We start from the raw sequence: 21694 nt of genomic DNA, 5'->3' as shown, positions 1-21694 counted from the left end.
AAGGGGGCGGCGGAGGCGGGCCTCGAGACGCTGGCGACGCTGACGATGCCGGCTCTCGACCCGGTGATCGCGCCGATCGTCTACGCGGTGCCGATCCAGTTGATCGCCTACCACACGGCGGTGGTCATGGGCAAAGACGTCGACCAGCCGCGGAACCTCGCCAAGTCCGTCACGGTCGAATAGGCCCGTCGCGGCGGAGGGACGGCGGGGCGGCGCCGCCCTTGAGCGGATCGGCGCCAGCCGCTACCTCTCTGCCCCGGGGCGGTCCCGGCGGAGGCCGGGGCCTTCGGAACCCGGGCCCGCCGGCCCGCTCGCGAAAGTGAACCCGTGGCGCCACCCGTCCCGCCGATCCAGCCGCCGCTCCCGGAGATGGATCCCGCCCGCCAGCGCCGCCGCGTCAGCGTCCGCGGCCGGCTGCGGACCTACTTCCTCACGGGCATCATCGTGGCGGGGCCGCTCGCCATCACGATCTACATCACGTGGTGGTTCATCACCCTCATCGACGGCTGGGTGAAGCCGCTCGTGCCGGCGAGCTACCTGCCGGACCATTACCTGCCCTTCTCGATCCCGGGCCTCGGCCTCGTCATCGCCTTCGTGGCGGTGACGCTGCTCGGCTTCCTCACGGCCAACCTCGTCGGGCGCAGCGTCATCGAGTTCGGCGAGGTGCTGCTCGCGCGCACCCCCGTGATCTCGGGGCTCTACAAGGGGCTGCGGCAGATCTTCGAGACCCTGTTCTCGGCGAACGGCACCTCGTTCCGCACGGTCGGGCTCGTGGAATTCCCCGTGAAGGGGACGTGGTCGGTGGTGTTCCTGTCGGCCCCGGCCGCCACCGACATCCAGGGGGCGCTGCCGCCCGGCCACGACTACGTCGGCGTGTTCCTGCCCTGCGCACCGAACCCGACGACGGGGTTCTTCTTCTACCTGCCGCGCACGGAGATCATCGAGGTGGGGATCAGCGTCGACGACGCCGCCAAGCTCGTCATGTCGGCCGGCGTGATCCAGCCCGAGGATCCGCAGACGCGCCTGCAGGCGATGGCGGCGGGGCTGCGGGCCGCTCAGGTCGGCGCGGCGGCCGCGCCCGAGCGGCAGGACGCCTGAAGGGGCCTTAGGAGGCGCTGGCGGTGGCGACGACGGGCGCCTTGACGGCGCTCGGCTGCGGGGCGCCGGGGCTCATCCAGCCCGTGGCGGTCTCGACGGCGAGGAGCAGGCCCAGCGCGAGGCAGAGGCCGTGGGCCGCGATCCATAGGGGGCGGGAGGCCTGACGGACGGCCTGCGCGATCGCATCCGCGCCCGAATCGGCCGGCACGTCGTTCGTGTCGGAGATCGGCAGGAGCCACGGTTCGCCTGAATGGGCGTCCCAGCCCTCCGCAGAGCCCGGCAGGCGCAGGAACGGTCCGGTCATCGGCTTAGCCTCCACATCTCCGACGGTTGGGCTGAACGAATCAACCCTTCGTTCATGTTCAGTTAAGAATGGGACACGAACGCGGCAAGGGATGATGCCGTTCCGCAGCCTCGGCCGCAACCCCGGATCTGTATGGCAGATGAACGAGGCTCGCGGGTTCACCCGGAGGCCACAGGACGCACGGAAATCGTGAACGAACCTTAACCGGCTCCGAGCAGGCGGATCGCGGCCTCCCGCTCGAACAGGTAGAGGAGCACGCGCAGGGCCTGCCCCCGCTCGCTCCGGAGGCCGGGGTCGCGCTCGACCACGAGCCGGGCATCGTCGCGGGCGGCCTCCAGCAGGCCGCCGTCGCTCTCCAGGCTCGCGAGGCGGAAGGCGGCGAGGCCCGACTGGCGGGTGCCCAGCACCTCGCCCTCGCCGCGCAGGCGCAGATCCTCCTCGGCGATCCGGAAGCCGTCCTCGCTGTCGCGCATCATCTCGAGCCGGGCCCGGGCGACCTGGCCGAGCGGCCCCCGGTAGAGCAGCAGGCAGGAGGAGGCGGCCGAGCCGCGGCCCACCCGCCCGCGCAGCTGGTGGAGCTGGGCGAGGCCGAAGCGCTCCGCATGCTCGATCACCATGATGGTCGCCTCCGGCACGTCGACGCCGACCTCGACCACGGTGGTGGAGACGAGGATCCGGGTCGTGCCGGCCGCGAAGCGCTCCATCGCCGCGTCCTTGTCCGGCCCCGGCATCTTGCCGTGGATCAGGCCGACCGCCGCCCCGAAATGGCCCGCCAGATCCTCGAACCGCTCCTGCGCGGCGGCGAGGTCGACGAACTCGGATTCGGCGACGAGCGGGCAGATCCAGTAGACCCGCTCGCCCCGCGCCAGCGCCCGCTCCAGCCCCGCCACCACCTCGTCGATGCGCTCCACGGGGATCGTGATCGTCCGGATCGGCTGGCGGCCGGCGGGCTTCTCGTCGAGGACCGAGACGTCCATGTCGCCGAAGAAGGTGAGCGCCAGGGTCCGCGGGATCGGCGTCGCGGTCATCACGAGGAAGTCGACCGCCTCGCCCTTGGCGCCGAGCGCGAGGCGCTGGTGCACGCCGAAGCGGTGCTGCTCGTCCACCACCGCGAGGCCGAGATCGCGGAACACCACGCTCTCCTGGAACAGGGCGTGGGTACCGACGAGGATGTCGATCTGGCCCTCGGCGAGGTCGGCGAGCGTCGCGCGCCGCTCCGCCGTCCGGTCGCGCCCCGTCATCAGGCGCAGGCGCAAGGGGCCGGCGAGCGGGCGCAGCCGCTCGTGATGCTGGCGGGCCAGGATCTCGGTCGGCGCCATCAGGGCCGCCTGCCGCCCCGCCTCGACGGCATGCGCCATGGCGAGCAGCGCCACCGCCGTCTTGCCGGAGCCGACATCGCCCTGGAGGAGGCGCAGCATGCGCCGGTCGCTGGCGAGGTCCGCCCGGATCTCGGCCACCGCGCGGGCCTGCGCGCCCGTCAGCCCGAAGGGGAGGCCGGCCTCGATCCGGCCGGCGAGGTGCCCGTCGCCGGCATTGACCCGGCCGGGCTTGCGGCGCTGGCGGGCCCGCAGCAGGGCGAGCGCCAGTTGCGAGGCGAGCAATTCGTCGTAGGCGAGGCGCTGGCGGGCGGGCGGCCGGGGCGGGGCCTCCGCGCCCTCCCGCCGGGGTGGGGGCGCCTCCTCGGGCCGGTGCTCGGCCCGCAGGGCGTCGGCGAAGGCGGGCCATCCCTGGCGGGCGAGCCAGGCCGGGTCCTGCCATTCGGGCAGCACCGGCAGCCGGTCGAGGGCGGCGTGGGCGAGCTTCGAGATCGCCCGCGAGGTCAGCCCCTCCGTCGCCCCGTAGATCGGCTCGACGGCGGGGAGGGCGGCGAGCCCGGCCTCGTCGGTGACGCGGGAGGGGTGCACCATCTGCCGGTGCCCGTCCCAGAGGTCGATCCGGCCCGAGACGTAGCGGTGGCTGCCGAGCGGCAGCATCTTCTCGATCCGCGCCCGCGGCATGCCGAAGAAGACGAGGGAGATGTCGCCGGTGGCATCCTCCACCAGCACCCGGTGCGGGCGCCTCCCGGCCCCGGGCTGCGGCGGCCGGTGGGCCACGACCGTGACGCCGAGGGTGACGGGCTCGCCCGGCGGCGCCTCGGCGATCGAGCCCTTCATCTGGCGCGCCACGCCCCCCTGCGGCAGGTGGAACAGCAGGTCGACGATGCGGGCCGCCTGCTCGGGGCTGCCGAGAAGCCGCTCGATCAGGGGCGCGACCTTCGGGCCGATTCCGGGCAGGGTCCGGGCGGGGGCGAAGAGCGGGTCGAGGATGGTCGGCCGGAGCGGCGTCGGGGCAGGGGCGTCGGTCATGCGGAAGCGGCGGGGGCGGGGACGCGGCCTTCGAGGATGGTGCCGCGGGCGGTCGACCTTATATACTGGATCCGGCCCGGCTCCCGCTGCGGCACAGCTTCCAGAATCGCGGCGAGGCGGCGCAAGCCGTCCTTGCAATCCGTCGCTCCAGGGATCAGGGGATTCAGGGATCCGTGGATCCCCGGATCACGGCATCACGGGTTTGGCTCCCAAGATTGGCTCCAAGGTTCGCTCCATGTCCGGCACCACCCGCACCAGCGCGGATCTCGATCCGCGCCGCCGCCGCACCCTCTACCGGGCCTGGCACCGCGGCATCCGCGAGATGGACCTGATCATGGGCCGCTTCGCCGATGCCGAGATCGGCCGCTTGAGCGAGGCGGAGCTCGCGGAGTTCGAGGCGCTGATCGAGGTGCCCGACCGCGACCTGTTCCGCTGGCTCACCGGCGAGGCGGAGGTGCCGGGAAACTACGACACGCCGGTCTACCGGCGGCTGCGATCGTTCCACCGGCACGACGCGCCGATCCATAGCTGACGCGGCTCGGTCTCCCGCCTCTCCCGTCCGGGAGAGGTCGCATGCGCGCCAGCGCACCGGGTGAGGGATGCGCGTCAGCCGGAGCGCGCCCCCTCACCCCAGCCCTCTCCCGCACGGGAGAGGGAGCGCGTCGGCGCCGATCGCGCCGGCGCCGAGTTATTCACGCTGCCAGCAGAACGAAGCGACCCCCATCCCCTTCATGTCGAAACCCGCCCCGAAACCCTCCGCCCCGAAGCCGCAGGCCGCCCGCTTCGCCCTGCCGAAATCCGGCCCCCTCGCGAAGGCGCTGGAGGCGCTCAAGCGCGGCGACAGCCCGACGCTCTCCCGCGTGCCGGAAGGCTTCGACGCCCTCGTCGTGGCCGATCTCGCGCGCGCGCTCGGCCAGGGCTTCGAGGGGCCGGCGGTGCTGGTCCACGTGGCGCGCGATTCCGGGCGCTCGAACGCCTTCCAGACGGCGCTCCGCTTCGTGGCGCCCGAGATCGAGATCATGAGCGTGCCGGCCTGGGACTGCCAGCCCTACGACCGGGTCTCGCCCAATTCCGCCATCGCCGCGCAGCGGATGACGGCGCTCTCGCGGCTGACCCGCTCGCGCTCCTCCGAGGAGAACCCCCGCATCCTCTGCACCACCGTCAACGCCCTCGTGCAGCGGGTGCCGCCGCGGGAGCGCATCGCGGTCGAGACCTTCTCGGCGGCGATCGGCAACGTCGTGTCGATGGACAAGGTCACGGCCTGGGTCGAGGCGAACGGCTTCCTGCGCACCGGCACCGTGCGCGACACCGGCGAGTACGCCGTGCGCGGCGGCATCCTCGACCTGTCGCCGCCGGGCCTGCCGAACCCGATCCGCCTCGACTTCTTCGGCGACACGCTCGAATCGATCCGCGCCTTCGATCCGGAGACCCAGCGCACGATCGGGCAATTGCGCTCCCTCGACCTCGTGCCGATGAGCGAGGTGCAGCTCACCACCGAGACGATCCGGCGCTTCCGCCAGGGCTACATCCAGAATTTCGGCGCCGCGACCCGGGACGACCGCCTCTACGAGACGGTGAGCGAGGGCCGCCGCTACGCCGGGCTCGAGCACTGGATGCCGCTCTTCTACGACCATCTCGACACGCTGTTCGACTACGTCGCGGGCGTGCCGCTGGTGTTCGACGCGCAGGTCGAGGAGGCGGTGGCCGAGCGCCTCGCCCTCGTCCAGGATTACTTCCAGGCCCGCGAGGGCGCGCTCAAGACGCCCCAGGCCGGCGTCGCGCCCTACAAGCCGCTGCCGCCGCGCGCCCTCTACCTCACCCCGAACGAGTGGAAGGAGCGCGTCGCCGGCGCGAGCGTGGCCCGGCTCACGCCCTTCGCCCTGCCCGAGAGCGCGGATCGCGCCGTCATCGATTGCGAGGGCCAGCCGGGGCGCAGCTTCGCGCCCGAGCGCGCCGAGGAATCGGCGAGCGTCTTCGACGCCGCGGTGGCGCATGTGCGCGACCTGCAGGGATCCGGTCATCACGTGATCCTCGGATCCTGGTCCGACGGCTCCCGGGACCGGCTCTGCGGCGTGCTGTCGGACCACGGCCTGAAGAAGCCGGTCGCGATCACCCGGCTGTCGGACGTCTACGCCCTGAAGCGCGGCACGGATGTCGCGGTCGCGGTCTGGGGGCTCGAGGCCGGGTTCACGGCGGGCCAGCTCGCGGTCGTGGCCGAGGGCGACATTCTCGGCGACCGGCTGGTGCGCGCCAAGCGCAAGGCCAAGCGCCCGCAGGACGTCATCCTGGAGGTGCAGGCGCTGCAGCCGGGCGACCTCGTGGTACATGCCGACCACGGCATCGGCCGCTTCGTCGGCCTCAAGACCATCACGGCGGCGGGCGCGCCGCACGATTGCCTGGAGCTGCAATATACCGGCGGCCTGCTGCTCCTGCCGGTGGAGAACATCGAGCTTCTGACCCGCTACGGCTCCGAGGATGCCGAGGTGCCCCTCGACCGGCTCGGCGGCGGCGCCTGGCAGGCCCGCAAGGCCAAGATGAAGCGCCGCATCCTCGAGATGGCGGGCGCGCTCATCAAGATCGCGGCCGAGCGCTTCGTGAAGCCCGCCCCCCGCCTCGTCGCGCCGGAGGGGCTCTACGGCGAGTTCGCCGCCCGCTTCCCCTTCGAGGAGACCGAGGACCAGGGCAACGCCATCGAGGCGGTGCTCGACGACCTCAATGCGGGCCGGCCGATGGACCGGCTCGTCTGCGGCGATGTCGGCTTCGGCAAGACCGAGGTGGCGCTCCGCGCCGCCTTCGCGGCGGCGATCTCGGGGCGTCAGGTGGCGGTGGTGGTGCCCACCACGCTGCTGGCCCGCCAGCACTACCGGACCTTCGCCGAGCGCTTCAAGGGATTGCCCGTCCAGGTGGCGCAGGCCTCCCGCTTCGTGTCGAGCGGGGACCTCAAGAAGGTCCGCGAGGGGCTCGCCGACGGCACCGTCGACATCGTGGTCGGCACCCACGCGCTGCTCGCCAAGGCGGTCACCTTCAAGGATCTCGGCCTCATCATCGTGGACGAGGAGCAGCATTTCGGCGTCACCCACAAGGAGCGGCTGAAGGCGCTCAAGAGCGACGTCCACGTGCTGACGCTCTCGGCGACCCCGATCCCGCGCACCCTCCAGCTCGCCATGACGGGCGTGCGCGAACTCTCGATCATCGCGACCCCCCCGGTCGACCGCCTCGCCGTGCGCACCTTCGTGACGCCCTTCGACCCCCTGCTGATCCGCGAGGCGCTCCTGCGCGAGCGCTACCGCGGGGGCCAGGCCTTCTACGTGGTGCCGCGCATCGAGGACCTCGCCGAGGTGAAGCGCTTCCTCGATGCCGAGATGCCCGAGATCAAGGTCGCGGTCGCCCACGGCCAGATGGCGGCGGGCCAGCTCGAGGACGTGATGACGGCCTTCTACGAGGGCAAGTTCGACGTGCTCCTCTCGACCACGATCGTGGAATCGGGCCTCGACATCCCGACCGCCAACACGCTGATCGTCCACCGGGCCGACATGTTCGGGCTGGCCCAGCTCTACCAGCTCCGCGGCCGCGTCGGCCGCTCGAAGGCGCGGGCCTACGCGCTCTTCACCACGCCGGCGAACCGCCAGCTCACGGTCCAGGCCGAGAAGCGGCTGCAGGTGCTCCAGAGCCTCGACACGCTGGGCGCGGGCTTCCAGCTCGCCTCCCACGACCTCGACATCCGCGGCGCCGGCAACCTGCTCGGCGACGAGCAATCCGGCCACATCAAGGAGGTCGGCTACGAGCTCTACCAGCAGATGCTGGAGGATGCGGTCACCGCGCTGAAGGCGGGCATCGACGAGCCGGTGGAGGAGGCGTGGTCGCCCACCATCGCGCTCGGCGCCCCCGTCACCATCCCGGAGGATTACGTCGAGGACCTCACGGTGCGCCTCGGCCTCTACCGGCGCCTCTCGACGATCGAGAACGATGCCGAGATGGAGAGCTTCGGGGCCGAGCTGATCGACCGGTTCGGGCCGCTGCCGCCGGAGGTGGAGCAGCTCCTCAAGATCGTGACGATCAAGATCCTGTGCCGCGACACGAACGTCGAGAAGGTCGAGGCCGGCCCGAAGGGCGTCGTCATCCACTTCCGCGACCGGGCCTTCGCCAACCCGCCGGGGCTCGTGGCCTTCGTCGCCGAGCAGGGCTCCTTCGCCAAGGTCCGGCCCGACATGAGCATCGTCTTCATCCGCGAGCTCGACACGGTGCCGGAGCGCCTGAAGATCACGACGCAGATCCTGCGGAGCTTGGCCAAGATCGCGGGGCGCAAGGGCAGGAAGGCGGCCTGACCGGGGCCGCCTCGCGACGTGTCGATGAGGGAGAACAGGGAGCGGGGCGAGGGCCTTACGGCCCGATCCTCGCGCGGAACCTGAGCACGTTCTCCGCCCCCGAGGCGGGCTCGCGGGACGCGCGCGGCGGCGGTGCGCTAGAGGTCCGGCTCGTTGAGGACGTAGGGGCCGATGCGGCTCTTCAGGTCGACGGGTGCGCCGCTGCGGGCGCCCGCGGCCTCGTCCACGACGAGGACGGGGATGCCGGCATCGCGCATCTGGGCGCGCAGGGCGGCGGCGCGCTCGGCGAAGGCGGAGCCGCCGCGGGCCGGGGTCTGGAGCAGGATGGCGGCGGGGCGGGCGATCACCGCGAGCACGTCCTCGGCCGCTTCGAGCGAGGCCGTGACGCTCGCGTAGCCGAGCTCGGCGAGCTCCGCAGCAAGGGAATGATCGACGGCGCGGTGGCCGTCGTCGACAACAAGGACTTGTTGCAGCGCACCCATAAGCTTCAGCGTTATCTCATCGCGCGTCCCTTGGGAAGGGACCCTAGCAATAACACGCTGGGGCGGGATTGGTTCGCCGGCGAGATTGCAGTGCGAAAGATGCCGACCTCACCTGAGCGCGAGATGAACCACCGCCCCGGGCGGGGGCGAGGCGGCGCCGTTCCTGTTCATTGCGGGGGGCGGGGACCGGGGCGGCAGGCCCCGGGCCGGCGCGCCCGTGCCGACGAGGGCGGCCGATCGCGCGGTCCCGCCGCTCAGGGCCGTGCCGGCCCGCGCATCAGCTCCGGCGCGTTGAGGCGGGGCAGGACCCCCTCGCGCATGACCGCCCGGCGCAAGGGGCCGATCGTCGTCATGGCGAGGAGCCCGGCGCCGCGCAGGGCGTCGAGGGGCAGGAAGGGAGTGAGCAGGCTCCGGTTGAGGGCGTCGACCGCGGCCGTGCGCAGGGCCGCATCGAGGCTGCGCGCCCGCGCGAAGCCGGACAGCGCGCTCCGGGCGCCGGGATCGCGCCCGTCCCGGGCCGCGGCGACGACGGCGTCGCGCAGGGCCGCCGCGTCGCGCAGGCCGAGGTTGAGGCCCTGCGCGCCGATCGGGGGGAAGACGTGGGCCGCCTCGCCGATCAGGGCGAGGCGGTGCGCCACGGGGGTGCCCACCGAGAGCCCCCGCATCGGCACGAGGCCGCGCGGCCCGTCGATCCGCATCCGCCCGAGCAGCCCTTGCGCCTGCCGCTCGGCGGCCAGCGCGAGGGCGGCATCGTCGAGGTCCGACAGGCGGCGCGCCGCGCCCTCGCCCGTGACCCAGACGAGGCTGGAGCGGTGGCCGCCCGGCAGCGGCACCAGGGTGAAGGGGCCGGCCCGGGTGTGGAACTCGGTGGAGACGTCCCGGTGCGGGCGCGCATGGGCCAGCAGCGTCGTCACCGCGCCCTGCGGATAGGACCAGTCCCGCACCCGGATGCCGGAGGCCGCCCGCAGGCGCGAGCGCCCGCCATCGGCGGCGACCACGAGCCGCGCGTCGAGGCCGGCCCCGTCCTCCAGGGTCAGCCGGGCCGCCGCCTCGCCGGCCGCGAAGCCCGCCACGTCGCGCTCGATCAGGGTGAGGTTCGCGGCCCCGCGGGCCGCCTCCCGCAGGCCCTCGACGAGGCGGGCGCTCTCGACGTTCCAGCCGAAGGCGGCGAGCCCGATCTCGCCGGCCCGGAACCGGGCCGGGGGCGGCCGGAACAGGCTGCCGGTATCGTCGACGATGTGCAGTTCGGCGAGCGGCGCCGCGTGGTCCCGCAGCGCCTCCCAGGCCCCGAGGGCCTCGAGGAAGCGCACCGAGCCGTCGAGGAGGGCGACGGTGCGCCCGTCCGCCACCGGCGCGTGGCGGCCGACGAGCGCCGTGGCGATGCCCGCCCGCGCCAGCGCCAGGGCCGCCGAGAGCCCGGCCGCGCCCGCGCCCACCACCGCGACGGCGTGGGGGCCGGGCTCGGAGCGGGGCAGGGGGGCGGGAGCGGAATCGGGCACGGCGGGGCATCCTCACGCGGCGGAGCGCCGGCTTCGGGATCGGGTCCCGCGGAGATCTAGGGGCCGGGCGCCCGCCTGTCACATCGTCCCGGGGTCGCGGAGCGCGCCCGCGGCCCATCGGATGCGCAGGAGATCGCGCCGAGCGACCGCCCTGGGGGATCGCGCCGGAGAATCGCGCCTTGCCGCGCGGTCGCCGATCTGCGCCCGCCGGCCATCTGAGGGGTTTCGAGGCCGGCGGGCGCAGACGACCGGAACAAGGCGGCCCGGTCCGGGGCATCCTGACCGGAAACTGTCTAAAAATACACAATTGCCCGCGGGGCTCTGCACAGGTTTCGGGTATGCGGGGCGCTTGCCTCGGGTCCGCGCGGCGGGGCAGGGATGCGTCCTTGCCCTGGCCCGCTCCGCCCTATCTCGGAACGGACAGGCCCCCATGGTCAGGAGCTCACGATGAAGGCGATCCGGGTTCACGCATACGGCGGCCCCGAGGTGATGGCGTACGAGGACGTGCCGCTGCCCGAGCCCGGGCCGGGCCAGATCCGGGTACGCCAGGGCGCGATCGGCGTGAACTTCATCGACATCTACTTCCGCACCGGCGCCTACAAGGCGGCGCAGCTCCCCTTCACCCCGGGCAAGGAGGGCGCGGGCACGGTGACGGCGGTGGGCGCGGGCGTGACCGGCTTCCAGGTGGGCGACCGCGTCGCCTACGGCTCGGCCGAGGGCACCTACGCCGAGGAGCCCGTGATCGCCGCGGCGGCGGCCGTGCACGTGCCCGAGGGAATCGACGACGCGACCGCCGCGGCGATGATGCTGAAGGGGCTGACCGCCGAGTACCTGCTGCACCGGGTCTACCGGGTGAAGCCGGGCGACACGATCCTGTTCCACGCCGCGGCCGGGGGCGTCGGCCTCATCGCCTGCCAATGGGCCAAGCACCTCGGCGCCACCGTGATCGGCACGGCGGGCACGCCGGAGAAGGCGGAGCTCGCCAAGGCCCATGGCTGCGACCACGTCATCCTCTATCGCGAGGAGGATTTCGCGGCGCGCGTGCGGGAGATCACCGGCGGCAAGGGCGTGCCGGTCGTCTACGACGGCGTCGGCAAGGCGACCTTCCCCGCCTCCCTCGACTGCCTGTCCCCGCTCGGCACCTTCGTCAGCTTCGGCTCGGCCTCGGGCGCCATCGACGCCTTCGACATCGGCCTCCTCGCCCAGAAGGGCTCGCTCTACGCGATCCGCCCGACGCTCTTCACCTTCTCCAGCCAGCGCCCGGTCCTCGACGCGATGGCCGAGAACCTGTTCGGCGCCGTCCGGAGCGGGGCGGTGAGGATCCCCGTCAACGCCCGCTACAAGCTGGCCGAGGCCCAGCAGGTCCACCGCGACCTCGCCGGCCGCGAGACGACCGGCTCGACCGTGATGGAGCCGTGACATCTGTTCCTGAGACCCCAAGGCGGGAGGTGACAGCCGCCCGCGTTTCACGGAATGATGGAGGCTATCCGCCTCCATCAGCCCGCGTCCTAATCTCACGATGAGGTCAGCCACTTGAAGTCGTCAGGCTGGGCAAAGACTTCGTCCTACGACTATGGCAGTCCCGTCGATCCCGGCCGCTTTCTGCTGGGCGACGCGGTCTTGCAGGACATCATGTCCAGCGTGGCCTTCAAACGGCTTCACGACATCCGGTTTCTCGGAGGCATCGATTTCGTCGTCGTTCGATCTCCGAACGCAAAGCGCATCCGATACACACGCTACCAGCACAGTGTCGGCGTAGCATATCTCGCGACGATATACGCCGACATCAAAGGACTCGATATCAAGGAGCGGCAGACGATCTGCATTGCCGCACTTCTACACGATATCGGGCATGCTCCACTTTCGCACTCACTGGAAAGCGTTTTCCTTGAGTATTTTGGGATCGAACATCATAAGGCGACCGAGGAAATCATCACCGGTACAGCAAAGATCGGGGAGGATTTACGTGCCATCCTGAAATGGAGAAATGTCAATATAGATCGAGTTCTTTCTGTAATAAATGGAGAGGAAAATTCATTTGATGGATTCTTCTCCGGGCCTATCAATTTCGACACCATCGAGGGAATTCTGCGATCTTATTCTTACATCAAGAATGCAGCGACAAACCTGAGACCCGATGCCGTCGTACGCGCTGCCATCGAGCGCTGCGGCGACCGATCGCGCCGAACCGTCGATGCCTTCTGGCTTCATAAGGATCTGGTCTATACGAAGCTGGTCAATTCGCAGGTCGGCGTGCTCGCCGATCGAATATGCAAACAGATCATGGAAGATCATCTGGCGCTGTTTTCCCGAAACGATTTCTTCTCTACGGAAACCGGCCTCTTCGAGAAGCTGCCCGAGCTGCGCAAGCTCCTTACAAGCAAGAACTTCATCCAAACCTGCTCAAACAAAATCCACTTTCCCGTTCCATATGCAGAACGGCGTTTCTATATCGACGACGCAGTTGATTTTTACAGCAAAAATGATCATTCACGATATCGACAGACAAAATCGCCTGCTTTCCTAATCCTGGACGAGTCCGGGCTCCTTGAAAAGGATCAGGAAGGACGAAGAACCTTCTTCGATGGATGATGCACTCTCTCGATGCAAGAATCACTCGGAAACCACGCTGGAACAACTGAGAATTGTATTAAAACCAATCGTGCCTGATGACGAGATCGTCCTCACGTGCGGATCCTACGCCCGGCGCGAAGCGTCCGCTCAGTCGGACATCGATTTTTTCGTCATAACCCGCGCCGGCGGTGGCACCGCCCTCGAAGAACCGGGGATCGCGCCGACCTGGATGGACGATGTCAGGCAGGTGATTCAACGCATCGTGAGCGTCGAGCCGTCACCCGGTGGCGCTTTCGCAAAAGTCGAGAATGACCGGGCGATGCTCGCCAATATCGGTGGGGACCAAGATACAAACCAGAAGCTGACTCGCCGAATGCTCTTTCTCCTTGAAGGCGAGCCTCTGTTCAATGCACAGGGGCTGCGACGATTCAGAGTTGAAATTCTGGAACGCTATATCAATGACAAGATTACGGATCATCAACTTGCACTCTTCTTGCTCAACGATATCATTCGGTATTATCGGACCGTTGCGACAGATTACGAATTCAAAACCTCCGAAGGGTCGAAGCCTTGGGGGATCCGTAATATAAAGCTCGTATTTTCACGCAAGTTGCTTTATGCGAGTGGTCTTTTCAGTGTTGCGGCAACAGCTGACCGGGTTCGTGACCGCAAAGTTCGCTTTCTCGCCGACTTGTTCGAGATTCCTGTGATCGACCGCATGATCGACATCTGCGGAAAGGCCCAGATGAATAATGTCCTGAAGAGCTACAACTACTTCCTTGAACAATTCGAGTCGAACGAGGTGAGAGCCCAGCTGGAGCAGCTGAAGCGAGAAGATCGGTCGACAGACGTCGTCTTCCGCGATCTCAAAAACGAAGGTCATCATTTTACGCGCGAACTGCTGAAATTGTTTGAGAATACATTCGATAGCACTCACCCGATTCGGCGGGCGGTGATATTTTAGACGGGGTGACGCATTTTCGGGGTGGGGTTCTCGACCGCTCCTGATCGCGGCGGATGTCCACGCGTTCCGGGGGCCGATCGGGAGGGCATTCGAGTGCCGCCCGGATCGCTGACCAAGGAGCAAACCGAGCGGCGTTCACGGCATCCCCCTCTCACGCCGTGAGGCAGGCCCAGGCCGCCGGCTCCGCGGGCAGCGGCAAACCCTCGGCCGGGCCCGCCTGGCGCAGCGCTAGGGTGAGGGCGAGGAGTCCTGCGAGCAGGAGGGCCGCGACGAGGCGGACGGCCTCGAAGACCTCGGCTGGCGAAGGGCCAGCGGCCGGGGAGGGCGCCTCGGCCATGATCCGAGCCGAGTCGGGACGCGCCAGCACGGCGGCCGGCAGACGGGGCGGCATCGCCGCCGCCCCTCAGGCGGCCGCGGCCGGCGGGACGCCGAGCCGGCCCGCGATGAAGCGGCGCTCCTGGGTCAGGCCGCCGAAGCCGTAGGCGTCGGCGCTCACCTCCGCCACGTGGACGTAGCTCTCCGGGTGCAGGTCGCCGAGGAGCCGGCCCATCCCGTCGTGGATCGCGGCGAGGAAGGCCTCCTTCTCCTCCTTGGTGTTGGTGCCGTCGACGACCCGGATCTCCAGCCAGTAGCTCGACCGACCCTGATCGGCGAGGCTCGGCCCCCCGGCGAACCAGGCCGCGGGATCGACCCGCTCGACGACGACGGCCGTGAGGTCGGCGCGCTTGCGCAGGCACTCGGTGGAGGCCCGCGCGGCGAGGGTGGCGACCGCCCGCTCCAGGTCGGGCACGGGGCTGCGGGGGGCGACCTTGACGGTGATGATGGGCATGGGACCGGCTCCTGTGCGGTGACGGTCACGACCCTGCGCCCGGCGCGGTGATTTGAGAAACGCGTTGTTGCGCTTTCAGAGATTTGTGTTTGAAATGTTTGGCATGCGCACCCTCGACCTCGACCAGCTCCGCGCCTTCCTCGTGGCGGCCGACCTGAAGAGCTTCACCGCCGCCGGCACCTGCCTCGGCGCGACGCAATCGGCGATCTCGCTGCGCATCGCGCGGCTGGAGGCGGGGGTCGGGCGGCGCCTGCTCGCCCGCACGCCGCGGGCGGTGGGCCTGACGCCGGAGGGCGCACGCCTCCTGCCCCATGCCCGCGCCATCCTCGCCGCGCATGACCGCGCCTGGGCGGAGCTCGCGGACGGGGCGGGGCGGGCGAGCCTGCGGCTCGCGGTGAGCGACCACGCGGTGGGCGGCCATCTCGCGGCGGCGCTCGCCTCGCTGCGGGCGGCCCTGCCCCGGCTCGTGCCCGACGTGACGGTCGGCCTCTCGTCGGCGATGCGCGAGGCCTACGACCGGGGCGAGGCGGAGGTGGCCGTCATCCGCGAGGAGGGGGAGCGGCGCGAGGGCACGCCGCTCTTCACGGACGCGCTGGTCTGGGCCGCGGCGCCCGGCCTCGACTGGAGCCCGGGCGAGCCGGTGCCGCTCGTCAGCCTCAGCGGCCCCTGCGGCGTCAAGGCGGCGGCCATCCAGGCCCTCGAGGCGGCGGGCCTGCCCTGGCGCCACGCCTTTTCCGGCGGCTCGGTGACCGCCCTGCAGGCGGCGGTGCGGGCGGGGCTCGGCCTCGCGCCCTTCGGCGCGCGCCACCTGCCCGCGGGCTGCGTCGCGCGGGAGGCGGGGCTGCCGCCCCTGCCCGGGACCCGGGTCGTGCTGCTGACCCGCCAGGACGGCCGGACCCGCGACATCCTCGCGGCGGCCTTCCGCGCGGCCGGGGCGCCGCGGGAGCGGGAGGCGGCCTGAGATCGCGGGATCCCCGGATCCGGGGAGGACAGGATCACCGGATCCGGGGAGGACGGGATCACCGGATCCGTGTATCCCGTGATCCCGGGCCCGAACCACCGGTCAGGAGGCTTTCCCTGCTCCTCGCGCAGAGCGACGCGCTCCTCGTCATCGACGTCCAGAACGACTTCCTGCCCGGTGGCGCGCTCAACGTCCCGGGGGGTCGAAACGTGATCGCACCGATCAACCGGATGATCGCGATCTTCCCCCACGTCGTCGTCACGCAGGACTGGCACACGCGCGACCACGCCTCCTTCGCGACCCGCCACCCGGGCAAGGCCCCCTACGACACGGTCGAGATGCCCTACGGGCCCCAAGTGCTGTGGCCGGACCATTGCGTGCAGGGTACGCCGGGCGCCGACCTCGCCCCCGACCTCGACGCCCGCCGCGCCGGCCTCCTCATCCGCAAGGGCCACGCCCCGGAGGTCGACAGCTACTCCGCCTTCCTCGAGGCCGACCGCACCACCCGCACGGGGCTCGCCGGCTACCTGCGGGAGCGGGGAATCGAGCGCCTGTTCCTGTGCGGCCTCGCCACCGATTTCTGCGTGCTCTGGAGCGCCCTCGACGCCCGGGCCGACGGGTTCGCGGTGGTTCTCGTCGAGGACGCGGTCGCGGGTCTCGACCGTGACGGCTCGGTCGACCGCGCCCTGGCCACCATGGCGGCGGCGGGCGTTTCCCGCATCGCGAGCCGCGCCCTCACCGGATCCTGCGATCCCGGTCCGCCCTGATCCCGGGATCGCAGGATCCAGGGAGGCGATGCGCCGCATCCTTCCGGGGACCGGTCGCCCGCGGCCGGCGTTGGTCCGGCAGGCCCACGCAAGGAATTCCCATGACGACGAAGCATCCGAAGACGGACCATCCGACCGATGCCGACCTCAAGGGCAACCCGGGCATCGGCACCTCGAAGGGCATGACGATGTCCGGCGGCGACCCGGAGGACCTGGAGGCGGATTCGACCTTCGAGGGCGACGTCGAGAACGAGACGACGCCGGAGGGCGGCGTCGACCCGAACCACCGCCCGCGCAAGAATGCGTGAGGCCGCCGCGCCGGCCTGACGGCGCGGCCGGTCACTACGCCCGCGTTCGGGAGGGCGGCCCATCCCGAGGGCGCGGGCCGCCCTAGACCACGCTCCCGTGCAGGTCGTAGGCGTCCGCCGCCTCGATCTTCACGGTGACGATGTCGCCCGCCCGCACCGGGCGGCGGAAGGCGACGTGGACGCTGCCGTCGATCTCCGGCGCGTCGTACTTGGTGCGGCCGCGGGCGACGCTCGGGCCCGCCTCGTCGATGATCACGGGAAGCCGCTTGCCGACCTTCGCCTTCTGCAGGCGCAGCGACACCCCCTGCTGCGCCTCCATGAAGCGGCGCTTGCGCTCGGCCTGCACCTCCGGGGGCACGGGCGCCGCCACGTCGTTGGCGACCGCCCCCTTCACCGGCTCGTAGGTGAAGCAGCCGACCCGCTCGAGCTTGGCCTCCCGGATCCAGGCGAGCAGTTCCTCGAACTCGGCCTCCGTCTCCCCGGGGAAGCCCACGATGAAGGTCGAGCGGATGGCGAGGTCCGGGCACATCTCCCGCCAGCGGCGGATGCGCTCCAGTTGGCGTTCCTGGTTGCCGGGGCGGCGCATGCGCTTGAGCACGCTCGGGCTCGCGTGCTGGAGCGGCATGTCGAGGTAGGGCAGCACACGCCCCTCGGCCATCAGGGGGATGACCTCGTCCACGTGCGGGTAGGGATAGACGTAGTGCAGCCGCACCCAGGCCCCGAGCGTGCCGAGTTCGGCCGCGAGATCGGCGAAGCGCGCGCGCACCTCCCGGTCCCGCCAGGGGCTCGTCGCGTAGCGGATGTCGACGCCGTAGGCGCTCGTGTCCTGCGAGACGACGAGGAGTTCCTTGACGCCGGCCTTCACGAGCTTCTCGGCCTCGCGGAGCACGTCGCCCGCCGGGCGGCTGACGAGGTCGCCCCGGAGCGAGGGGATGATGCAGAAGGTGCAGCGGTTGTTGCAGCCCTCCGAAATCTTCAGATACGCGTAGTGCCGCGGGGTCAGCTTCACCCCCTGCGGCGGGATCAGGTCGAGGAAGGGGTCGTGGGCGGGAGGCACCGCCTCGTGGACCGCAGCCACCACGGATTCGTAGGCCTGGGGGCCGGTGACGGCCAGGAGGTTCGGATACCGGTCGCGGATCTCCTCGGGCTGCGCGCCCATGCAGCCCGTGACGATGACGCGCCCGTTCTCGGCCATGGCCTGGCCGATCGCGTCGAGGGATTCGGCCTTGGCCGAGTCGAGGAAGCCGCAGGTGTTGACGATGACGACGTCGGCCCCGTCGTGGCGGCGCGACAGCTCGTAGCCCTCCGCCCGCAGATGCGTGAGGATGCGCTCGGAATCGACCAGCGCCTTCGGACAGCCGAGGGAGACGAAGGAGATCCGAGGCGCGCTGGCCTTCGGGGCGCCGGTCTTGGGTGACGAGGAAGCGGTCATCGGCATACGGCAAAGAGGCGTCCGCGCGGGCCCGGCGCTCAGGCCGGACCGGCCGCGACGGATGCCAGGGCACGGGATTCGGACAGCCCCTATACAGGCATCCGGGCGTGAGGGCGAGCCTGCCCCGGGCGGGGCGCCCCCGCCAGCGGCGCGGGGCTGAGGTCAAGCTTTGCCGTTTCGCATCAGGGGTTTGCCGGCGCTTCCGCAAGCACCACCTGAAGGGGAGGGGGCGAGGAGGGATGCGCTGGCGACGCATCCTCCCCGCGCGGGGCGTCATCGCACCCCGCTTCCCCCGCGGCACCGCCTGTGCGAGGCGTGTCGCGAGGCGGCGCGAGAGCCCCGGAACAGGCGGACGAACCGAATTCGACCCATGTGGACCGTCGAGATCCCGTTCATCGATCCCGTCGCGGCGGCCGAGCGCCTCGCGCCGCTGGGCGACCTCGCCTTCCTCGACAGCGCGATGCACCACGACACGCTGGGGCGGAGCTCGACCGTGGCGGCCTCGCCCTTCGCGCGCTTCCGCTACCGGGACGGCGTCGCGCGCCTCGACGGGCGGGCGGTCCCGGGCGGCCCGATCGCGGCCCTGCGGGCCTGTCTCGCCCCCTACCGCCTCTCCGCCCAGGCGGGAGGGAGCCCCTTCCCCGGCGGCGCCATCGGCTATTTCGCCTACGATCTCGGCCAGGCGCTGGAGCGGGTCGAGCGGCCGGCCCGCCGGGCCGGCCTCACCGACGACATCGCGCTCAACCTCTACGACACGGTGCTGACGATCGACCACGAATCCGGCGCCTGCCGCCTCGTCGCCACGGGCTTTCCGGAGAGGGATCCCGCCCGGCGCGAGGCGCGGGCCCGCGCGCGCCTCGACGCCTTCGCGGCAGCGCTCGCGAGCGCGCCGCCGGAGCGGCCGGCGGGGCCCCGGACGCGCCTCGCGTGGCACTCGAACTTTTCCCGGCAAGAGTATGAGTGCGCTGTCGAAACCGTGCGCGACTACATCCGCGCGGGCGACATCTACCAAGCAAACATCGCCCAGCGCTTCTCGGCCGGGCTGCCGCCGGGCTTCGACCCCTTCGCCCTCTACCTGCGCCTGCGCGAGACGAACCCGGCGACCTTCGGCGCCTACCTCGCCTTCGAGGGGCTGACGGTGGCGTCGAGCTCGCCGGAGCGCTTCCTGAAGCTCGAGGGACGCCACGTCGAGACCCGCCCGATCAAGGGCACCGTCCGGCGCGTGGCCGACCCGGAGATGGATCGCCGGCTCGGCGAGGCGCTCCAGGCCAACCCCAAGGAGCGGGCCGAGAACATCATGATCGTCGACCTCCTGAGGAACGATCTCTCGCGGATCTGCGAGCCCCACAGCGTCCGGGTGCCGACGCTCTGCGGCCTGGAATCCTACGCCTCGGTCCACCATCTCGTGTCGGTGGTGACGGGCACCCTGCGGGAGGGGCTGGACGCCCTCGACCTCGTTGCCGCGACCTTCCCCGGCGGCTCCATCACCGGCGCGCCGAAGCTCAGGGCCATGGACATCATCACCGAGATCGAGGGGGATGCCCGCGAGATCTATTGCGGGGCGATCGGCCGGGTCGGCTTCGACGGCTCGCTCGACACCTCGATCGCGATCCGCACCGTGTTCATGGACGCGCAGACCGCCGTGCTGCAGGCGGGCGGCGGCGTCACCCTCCTGTCCGAGCCCGGCCCCGAATACGAGGAGACCCTGACCAAGGCCGCCCGCGTGTTCGAGGCCTTCGAGCCGACCTCATGATCCTCGTCATCGACAATTACGATTCCTTCGTCTTCAACGTGGTCCGCTACCTCGAAGAGCTCGGCGCCACGGTCCGGGTCGCGCGCAACGACGCCCTCGACGTGGCGGGCATCCGGGCGCTGGAGCCGGAGGCCGTCGTGGTCTCGCCCGGACCCTGCACGCCGGCCGAGGCCGGGATCTCGCTGCCGGCGATCCGCGAACTCTCGGGCGAGGTGCCGATCCTCGGGGTCTGCCTCGGCCATCAGGCGATCGGCGCGGCCTTCGGCGGCAGGGTCGAGCGGGCCCTGCGTCCCCTCCACGGGCAGGCGACCCCCGTCTCGCACGCGGGCCGGGCGCTGTTCACGGGCCTGCCCGCGCCGATGCAGGTGGGCCGCTACCACTCCCTGATCGTGACGCCCCAACCCGGCATGGAGCGTCATCTCAGCGTCGATGCGGTCTCGGCCGAGGGCGAGGTGATGGCGCTCTCGCACCGGACCCATCCGACCTGGGGCATCCAGTTCCACCCGGAATCGGTGCTGACCGAGAACGGCCACGCCCTGTTCGACAACTTCCTCGGCCTCGCCCGCGACTGGCGGGCGGGGAAGAAGGCCGGCGGCGACCATCCGGCGGTGCGGGCACCCGGCGATGCTGTGGCTTGACGGGCGGCTCACCGAGGGGCCCACGCCCTTCGACCTCGCCGACCGCGGTCTGACGCTCGGCGACGGAGTGTTCGACACCGCGCTCGCCCTGAACGGGCGCGTCGTCTTCGCCGAGGCCCACCGGTCACGGCTCGCGGCCTCCGCCGCGGCCCTCGGCTTCGGCCTCGATCCGGAGCGGATCGGGCAGGCGATGACGGCCCTTGCCGCCGCCGCGGGGGAGGGCGCCCTCGCGATCCGCACCACGGCGACGCGGGGCTCCGGCCCGCGGGGCCTGAAGCCGCCGGCCGAGCCCCGCCCGACCCTGTTCGCCAGCGCGGCCGTGCTGGGACCGAGCCTGTTCTTCGCGCCTTTGAGGCTCCGCCCGACGGAGATCGCCCGCAACGAGACCTCGCCGGCCTCGAGGCTCAAGACCCTCGGCTATCTCGACGCGGTGCTGGCGGCCGGGGAGGCGGCCGCCCACGGTTTCGACGAGGCCCTGTTCTGCAACACGCGCGGGCGCGTCGCCTGCGCCGGCACCGGCAACCTCTTCGCCCTGTTCGGAGACCGGCTAGTGACGCCGCCGCTCGCCGACGGGGTGCTGGCCGGCATCGTCCGGAGCGAGCTCCAGCAGCTCGCCCCCGGCCTCGGCCTCGTGCCGGAGGAGCGCTCGCTGACCCTGCCGGAGCTCATGGGCGCCGATTCCGTGTTCCTCACGAACTCGCTCCGGCTCGTGGCGCCCGTCGCGGCGATCGGCGAGCGGGCCTTCGCCAGCGCCGCGTGCACCGCCTTCGCCGGCCTTCGCGACGCCGTGCGGCGGCGGATCGCCGACGCGTGCGGGACGAGCCCGTGACGGGGCAGGGGGCTCCGCAGCCGGACCCGCAGCCCGTCCGCGTCGGGCTCCGCCTCGCCCTCGTCCTGCTCTACGGGCTCGTCGGAGCGGTGCATCTCGCCGCCCCCGACCGGCTGATGCCGATCATGCCGGGCTGGGTGCCCGCCCCCCGCCTCGTCATCCTGCTCACGGGGCTGTGCGAGATCGCCGGCGCCCTCGCCCTGATGAGCCCGCGCCTGCGCCGTGCGGCGGGGATCGGGCTCGCCCTCTACGCGATCTGCGTGGTGCCGGCCAACATCAAGCACGCGATCGAGAACGTGCCCGTCGCGGGCCTGCCCCGGAGCTGGTGGTACCACGGGCCCCGTCTCGCCTTTCAGCCGGTGCTGGTCTGGGCAGCGCTCTACGCGGCCTGCGTGCTCGACTGGCCGTTCGGCCGTCGGCTGTCGCGGGGAGGGCGGAACGGGATGCCGGGATCCGGGGATTCCGGGATCCCGGGAGTGAGGGAGCGCAGGATCCCGTGAGACGTGTCCCGGTCCGCAAGAGGGCCTCTTAACCGCGGGATGGGGCCCTCGTCGCGCCGCCGCGCGGCTTCTGGTACGGTACCGCG

Annotated in this window: 20 protein-coding genes and 1 pseudogene; 14 read left to right on the top strand and 7 right to left on the bottom strand. The window is 71.1% G+C overall.

From position 1 onward, the window contains the following. Both J2X36_RS18685 and J2X36_RS18680 read left to right on the top strand, forming a co-directional pair. Window positions 1–183: pseudogene (locus tag J2X36_RS18685) on the top strand (glutamine--fructose-6-phosphate aminotransferase); the annotation flags it as partial. A gap of 144 nt (window positions 184–327) precedes the next feature. Next, window positions 328–1098, top strand: a complete 771-nt coding sequence (locus tag J2X36_RS18680) for a DUF502 domain-containing protein (RefSeq protein WP_245516503.1) — start codon at window positions 328–330, stop codon at window positions 1096–1098. Between the two features lie 7 nt (window positions 1099–1105). On the opposite strand, the gene J2X36_RS18675 is transcribed toward J2X36_RS18680, so the two are convergent. Next, on the bottom strand, window positions 1106–1402 hold the full coding sequence (locus J2X36_RS18675; RefSeq protein WP_132252852.1) for a hypothetical protein: 297 nt from the start codon (window positions 1400–1402) through the stop codon (window positions 1106–1108). A 200-nt stretch (window positions 1403–1602) separates the two neighbouring features. Then, window positions 1603–3747 carry an ATP-dependent DNA helicase RecG gene (gene recG / locus J2X36_RS18670; protein WP_310352532.1) on the bottom strand — a complete coding sequence of 715 codons (2145 nt, stop codon included), beginning with the start codon at window positions 3745–3747 and terminating at the stop codon, window positions 1603–1605. Window positions 3748–3982: 235 nt separating this feature from the next. Between recG and J2X36_RS18665 the strand changes: the two genes are divergently transcribed. Together J2X36_RS18665 and mfd are read left to right on the top strand one after the other, a co-directional pair. Then, window positions 3983–4279: a succinate dehydrogenase assembly factor 2 gene (locus J2X36_RS18665; protein WP_132252847.1), complete on the top strand. Its 297-nt coding sequence runs from the start codon at window positions 3983–3985 to the stop codon at window positions 4277–4279. A 199-nt stretch (window positions 4280–4478) separates the two neighbouring features. Further along, window positions 4479–8072, top strand: a complete 3594-nt coding sequence (gene mfd / locus J2X36_RS18660; protein WP_132252845.1) for a transcription-repair coupling factor — start codon at window positions 4479–4481, stop codon at window positions 8070–8072. Window positions 8073–8209: 137 nt separating this feature from the next. Here the strand turns inward: mfd and J2X36_RS18655 are convergent, their stop codons facing one another. Continuing rightward, window positions 8210–8554 (bottom strand): hypothetical protein, encoded by a 345-nt coding sequence (locus J2X36_RS18655; protein WP_310352527.1) that lies wholly within the window; start codon window positions 8552–8554, stop codon window positions 8210–8212. A gap of 254 nt (window positions 8555–8808) precedes the next feature. Next, entirely contained in the window at window positions 8809–10053 is a 1245-nt protein-coding gene (locus J2X36_RS18650; RefSeq protein ID WP_310352525.1) for an FAD-dependent monooxygenase, read from the bottom strand. A gap of 447 nt (window positions 10054–10500) precedes the next feature. Here J2X36_RS18650 and J2X36_RS18645 point away from each other — a divergent pair, with 447 nt between their 5' ends. The 3 genes from J2X36_RS18645 to J2X36_RS18635 all read left to right on the top strand — a co-directional run bounded on the left by J2X36_RS18645 (window position 10501) and on the right by J2X36_RS18635 (window position 13591). Beyond that, window positions 10501–11472: a quinone oxidoreductase gene (locus tag J2X36_RS18645; protein WP_310352523.1), complete on the top strand. Its 972-nt coding sequence runs from the start codon at window positions 10501–10503 to the stop codon at window positions 11470–11472. A 114-nt stretch (window positions 11473–11586) separates the two neighbouring features. Next, window positions 11587–12645 (top strand): HD domain-containing protein, encoded by a 1059-nt coding sequence (locus J2X36_RS18640; protein WP_310352521.1) that lies wholly within the window; start codon window positions 11587–11589, stop codon window positions 12643–12645. Continuing rightward, the gene (locus J2X36_RS18635) at window positions 12638–13591 is read left to right on the top strand and encodes a nucleotidyltransferase domain-containing protein (RefSeq protein WP_310352519.1); all 954 of its coding nucleotides are present in this window, start codon (window positions 12638–12640) and stop codon (window positions 13589–13591) included. Before J2X36_RS18640 ends, J2X36_RS18635 begins: the two co-directional genes overlap by 8 nt. Before the next feature lie 151 nt (window positions 13592–13742). Here J2X36_RS18635 and J2X36_RS18630 read toward each other — a convergent pair whose 3' ends face one another. Together J2X36_RS18630 and J2X36_RS18625 are read right to left on the bottom strand one after the other, a co-directional pair. Next, window positions 13743–13982, bottom strand: a complete 240-nt coding sequence (locus J2X36_RS18630) for a hypothetical protein (protein ID WP_310352516.1) — start codon at window positions 13980–13982, stop codon at window positions 13743–13745. 12 nt (window positions 13983–13994) lie between these two features. Continuing rightward, window positions 13995–14420, bottom strand: a complete 426-nt coding sequence (locus J2X36_RS18625; RefSeq protein WP_310352514.1) for a tautomerase family protein — start codon at window positions 14418–14420, stop codon at window positions 13995–13997. A 103-nt stretch (window positions 14421–14523) separates the two neighbouring features. Here J2X36_RS18625 and J2X36_RS18620 point away from each other — a divergent pair, with 103 nt between their 5' ends. From J2X36_RS18620 to J2X36_RS18610, 3 genes are all read left to right on the top strand, one after another. After that, the gene (locus J2X36_RS18620; RefSeq protein WP_310352512.1) at window positions 14524–15381 is read left to right on the top strand and encodes a LysR substrate-binding domain-containing protein; all 858 of its coding nucleotides are present in this window, start codon (window positions 14524–14526) and stop codon (window positions 15379–15381) included. A 116-nt stretch (window positions 15382–15497) separates the two neighbouring features. Further along, entirely contained in the window at window positions 15498–16148 is a 651-nt protein-coding gene (pncA, locus tag J2X36_RS18615) for a bifunctional nicotinamidase/pyrazinamidase (RefSeq protein ID WP_132252829.1), read from the top strand. 101 nt (window positions 16149–16249) lie between these two features. Further along, window positions 16250–16456 carry a hypothetical protein gene (locus J2X36_RS18610; RefSeq protein WP_132252826.1) on the top strand — a complete coding sequence of 69 codons (207 nt, stop codon included), beginning with the start codon at window positions 16250–16252 and terminating at the stop codon, window positions 16454–16456. An 82-nt stretch (window positions 16457–16538) separates the two neighbouring features. On the opposite strand, the gene rimO is transcribed toward J2X36_RS18610, so the two are convergent. Beyond that, window positions 16539–17888 (bottom strand): 30S ribosomal protein S12 methylthiotransferase RimO, encoded by a 1350-nt coding sequence (gene rimO / locus J2X36_RS18605; RefSeq protein WP_310352547.1) that lies wholly within the window; start codon window positions 17886–17888, stop codon window positions 16539–16541. 370 nt (window positions 17889–18258) lie between these two features. Between rimO and pabB the strand changes: the two genes are divergently transcribed. The 4 genes from pabB to J2X36_RS18585 are packed head-to-tail and all read left to right on the top strand — an operon-like array spanning window position 18259 to window position 21608. Next, window positions 18259–19641, top strand: a complete 1383-nt coding sequence (gene pabB / locus J2X36_RS18600; protein WP_310352510.1) for an aminodeoxychorismate synthase component I — start codon at window positions 18259–18261, stop codon at window positions 19639–19641. Then, entirely contained in the window at window positions 19638–20279 is a 642-nt protein-coding gene (locus tag J2X36_RS18595) for an aminodeoxychorismate/anthranilate synthase component II (RefSeq protein WP_132252821.1), read from the top strand. The genes pabB and J2X36_RS18595 overlap by 4 nt, the downstream gene beginning before the upstream one ends. Beyond that, window positions 20266–21108: an aminotransferase class IV gene (locus J2X36_RS18590; protein WP_310352505.1), complete on the top strand. Its 843-nt coding sequence runs from the start codon at window positions 20266–20268 to the stop codon at window positions 21106–21108. The genes J2X36_RS18595 and J2X36_RS18590 overlap by 14 nt, the downstream gene beginning before the upstream one ends. Further along, window positions 21105–21608: a DoxX family protein gene (locus J2X36_RS18585; RefSeq protein WP_405029815.1), complete on the top strand. Its 504-nt coding sequence runs from the start codon at window positions 21105–21107 to the stop codon at window positions 21606–21608. Before J2X36_RS18590 ends, J2X36_RS18585 begins: the two co-directional genes overlap by 4 nt. Window positions 21609–21694 lie beyond the last annotated feature (86 nt).

It is taken from the genome of Methylobacterium sp. BE186 (assembly GCF_031457035.1).
Classification (GTDB): domain Bacteria; phylum Pseudomonadota; class Alphaproteobacteria; order Rhizobiales; family Beijerinckiaceae; genus Methylobacterium; species Methylobacterium segetis.
This window is presented reverse-complemented; position numbering and strand designations above follow the sequence as displayed.